Annotated in this window: 2 protein-coding genes and 1 pseudogene; all 3 read right to left on the bottom strand. The window is 75.0% G+C overall.

Annotated features, from left to right (window positions below):
- Window positions 1-367: 367 nt before the first annotated feature.
- A pseudogene (locus AB0M52_RS32315) lies at window positions 368-1,072 on the bottom strand (hypothetical protein); the annotation flags it as partial.
- A gap of 86 nt (window positions 1,073-1,158) precedes the next feature.
- Window positions 1,159-2,049, bottom strand: a complete 891-nt coding sequence (locus AB0M52_RS32310; RefSeq protein WP_363961540.1) for a hypothetical protein — start codon at window positions 2,047-2,049, stop codon at window positions 1,159-1,161.
- 47 nt (window positions 2,050-2,096) lie between these two features.
- Window positions 2,097-3,515 (bottom strand): serine/threonine-protein kinase (locus AB0M52_RS32305; protein ID WP_363961538.1); only part of this gene is annotated, 1,419 nt, incomplete at its 5' end.

Raw genomic sequence — 3,515 nt, 5'->3', positions numbered from 1 at the left:
GGGCGCTCACTCCGTGAGCGGGGTGTCAGAAGGGACGCCGATCAGTGGCGCTCGAGGTCCTCGGCAGGACCATGGTCGAGTCGCTGTCGTCGGTGCCGCGCGGCGCCGGCACGTCCCGGCCGGTCGAGGTGACCTGGGTGGCCTCCGGGTCGTCCGGCCGGGGCAGCGGCGTGGTCGGGTCGGGGTCGATGCCGGGGGCGCTGACGACCTGGGTGGCCTCCGGGTCATCGACGGGCGGGGTGCCGGCGGGCCCGGCGGAGGCAGGCGGGGTGGCGGCGGGAGCGGCAAAGGTCGACGCGCTGAAGGTCGGTGCGCCGGGTGCCGGCGTGGTGGGCGGGGACGTCGGCTCGGCGAGGTGCGCCGCGGTGTCGCGGCGACCGGCGGAGTAGGCGCGGGCGTGCTCGGCGATGGCCCGCGACTCCTCCTCGGCGCGGGACAGCCACGACTCCCAGCGGCTCTGCATCGGCCGGACCAGCCCGCCGCCGACCCCGACCACCATGATGCCGCCGATGGTGGCCAGCACGGCGATCAGCACCGGGGTGGTCACGGCCGTGGCGACCCCGATCTGGTTGAGCGCGGCGATGACGCCGACGGCGATGATGAACACCGAGGCGATGGTGGCCAGCAGCCGGCCGTACGACAGCCCGCCGAGCGCGCCGGAGATGATGTCCTTCACCGCGCTGGCGATGGCGGCGGCGACGACCACGATGACGATCGCGACGAAGGCGCGGGGCAGCCAGGCGATGACTCCGGCGATCAGATCGGAGATCGGGTTCGGCCCCCACACGCCGAAGGCCAGGTAGAGGGTGAGCAGCAGCACGCCGTAGTAGGCGAGCCGGGCGACGATTTCGCTGGCGTCGTAGCGGGATCGGGCCAGTGCCCGCCGGATCCCGCCGCGCTCGACCGCCCGGTCGAAGCCGACGCGGTCGAGCAGCCGGTCAACGAGCTTCAGGACCGCCTTGGCGATCAGCCAGCCGGCCACCAGGATCGCCACGAAGGCGACGGCCTTGGGCAGGAAGAGAAGTATCGAACGGAGGGTGTCCCCCACCGCGTCACCGAAGTTGTCTCGCATCGGATGGTCCTCCACAGGGGCGGGTTCTTGGTCCGGCCCGACCTACCCGGGTGCCCTGCGAGGGAAACGTCCGCGGTGACCTGGCGTCAGCCCCGGCAGGTGTAGACCACCTCGGTGCTCGCCTGCGCCGGTGTCGGGGAGACGATGTTCACCGTGGCGGTCTCGGTGGTGGTGCCGACCCCACTGAACGACCAGCGCAGGGTCAGCTCCACCGTGCGCTGGCCCCAACCGACCCGCTCCTCGAGCAGGGCACCGGGGGCGCTGCCGGAGCGCAGCCACTGGTACTCGATGACACCCGCGCGGCCGTTGGTCCGCACCGTGGCGACCACGTCGACGCTGACGTCGCACTGCTCGCCGGCCGGGCCGGGCACGGCGACGCTCACCTCGGCGATCTCCACCGGGCTGAGCCGCTGCCAGATCCACAGCCCGACGGCGGCGAGCAGCGCGAGGGTGAGCAGGGTGGACAGCACCGAGACGAGCCGGCGCCAGGCCGACCTGCGGCGCGGTGGCGACGTGGGTGTCGGCCAGGCTGGCGCCGGCGGTGGGGCGGCCGGCACGCCGGGTCCGAACCGCAACTCGCCGCCGGGGCCGGCGGTCGGAGCCGCGAGCGGTTCGGCAGCGGTACGCGCCCCGGCCGTGCCCGCCGGGGCGAACGCCGCCCCGGTTACGGTGGCTTCCGCACCGGTACGCGCGGCCTGCGTGGTCGCCTGCGGTGGCGCATGCCGCACCGGCCGGTCCAGCGACACCGTCTGGTCCAGCGAGGCCGTCCGGTCCAGCGACACCGTCCGGTCCAGCGACACCGTTTGATCCAGCGAGGCCGTCGCCTGGCTCGCGTCCAGGTGGACGGTCGCGTCGTCCCTCGACAGCCGCGACGTCGGCCCCAGGCCGACCGTCGGCTCGGCAGCACCGAGGTGCGCCGTCGACTCCGGCAAACGGCGGGTGGGCAGGGCCTCGGTCGTGTCGTCCGGCTGGGTCACCGCTGCGTCTCCCGCTCGTCGTCGGCCTGGTAGGTGGGCGCGCCCGGTCAGCCCGGCGTGCAGAAGGAGTAGAGCGTCACGTACACCGTCGAGTCGCCGACGGTGGTGTTGCCGGCAGCATCCGTGGCGAGGACCGTCACCGGGATCCGGGTGGTGGATCCAGGTCGCGGCAGGTCGCCGAGCACACCACGGAACTGGCCACTCCTGATCAGCGCCATGCTCTGCTCGTACGACTGCTTCTCGATGGTGTAGCGGAAGCGGACCCGCAGGTCACCCACGGCCGTGCGGTCGTCGTTGACGAGCGCGGTGACGATGCTGGCGGTGGGTCCGTACGGACAGCCGGCCGGGTCCAGCTCGGTCGGGCTCGCCGCGACCCGGGCGATCGTGGGCCCGGTGGTGTCCGGCGGTGGTGGCGGGCTGGTGCTGGTCGACGGGGTGGGTGCCGGCGTGGACGGCGGCGGGCTGCCGCTGGGCGTCATGGACGGCGTGGACGGCGTGGCTGGCGTCGTTCCGGTCGGGGTGGTGGTGCCGCTGGTCGGGGTGGGTGGAGCGGCGGCGGTCGGGGTGGTGGAACCGTCGGGCTCCTCCGGCGTGGGCGAGACGGGCACCCCGCCGGTCGGCGGCGTGTCGGCGGTCAGTTCCGTCCTCGCCTCGGGCTTCGCCGCGCCGGCCGGGGCGACCGGAGTGTTCCGGGCGGCGTAACTGAGCCCGGCACCGCCGACCAGCACGGCCACCACCAGCCCACCGCCGACGAGCGCCGCCCGGGCGCGTCCCCGCCGCGGCGCGGTGCGTTCGCCACCGTCACCGGTCGACGGGGCGGCGCCGAGCGAGGTGCTGGCCACGGCGGTGGCACCGCCGGTGCCGTCCGGGAACGGGAAGAGGGCGGCCAGCAGCGCGGCCCGCCGGGCCAGCTCCCGCAGCCCGCGTTCCTCCCAGTCCGCGCCGTACGCCCCGGCGGCCACCTCCTCCAGAGTGGCCAGGAAGACCTGCGCGGGCCGCGGCCGGTCGGCGGGACGCTTGGCCATGCCGTGCCGCAGCAGGTCGTGCACCGGACGCGGGGCCGGGTCGGTCGGGATCGGCGCGCGGGCGTGCTGCTGGCGCAGGGTGGCCAGGTCCCGCCCGTCGTACGGGGGACGGCCGGTCAGGCACTCGAAGAAGGTGGCGGTGGCGGCGTAGATGTCGCAGGCCGGGCTGGCCGGGGCGCCGGTCCACTGTTCGGGGGCCATGTAGCGCGGCGTCCCGGTGACGCTGGCACCGGCGCTGGCACCGGCCGGCATGGCGATGCCGAAGTCGGCGAGCTTGCTCGCGCCCTCGCCGGTGACCAGCACATTCTCGGGCTTGTAGTCGCGGTGCACCACGCCGCGGGCGTGTGCCGCGCCGAGCCCGGCCAGCGAGCCCTTGAGCACGGCCAGCGCCGACTCCGGCGTGGTCGGGCCCTGCGCGCGCAGCATCTGCCGCGGGGCGAC

This window comes from Micromonospora sp. NPDC051296, assembly GCF_040682255.1.
Lineage (GTDB): Bacteria > Actinomycetota > Actinomycetes > Mycobacteriales > Micromonosporaceae > Micromonospora > Micromonospora craterilacus.
Note: the sequence above shows the minus strand (reverse complement) of the source record. Positions and strands in the feature narration are given on the sequence as shown.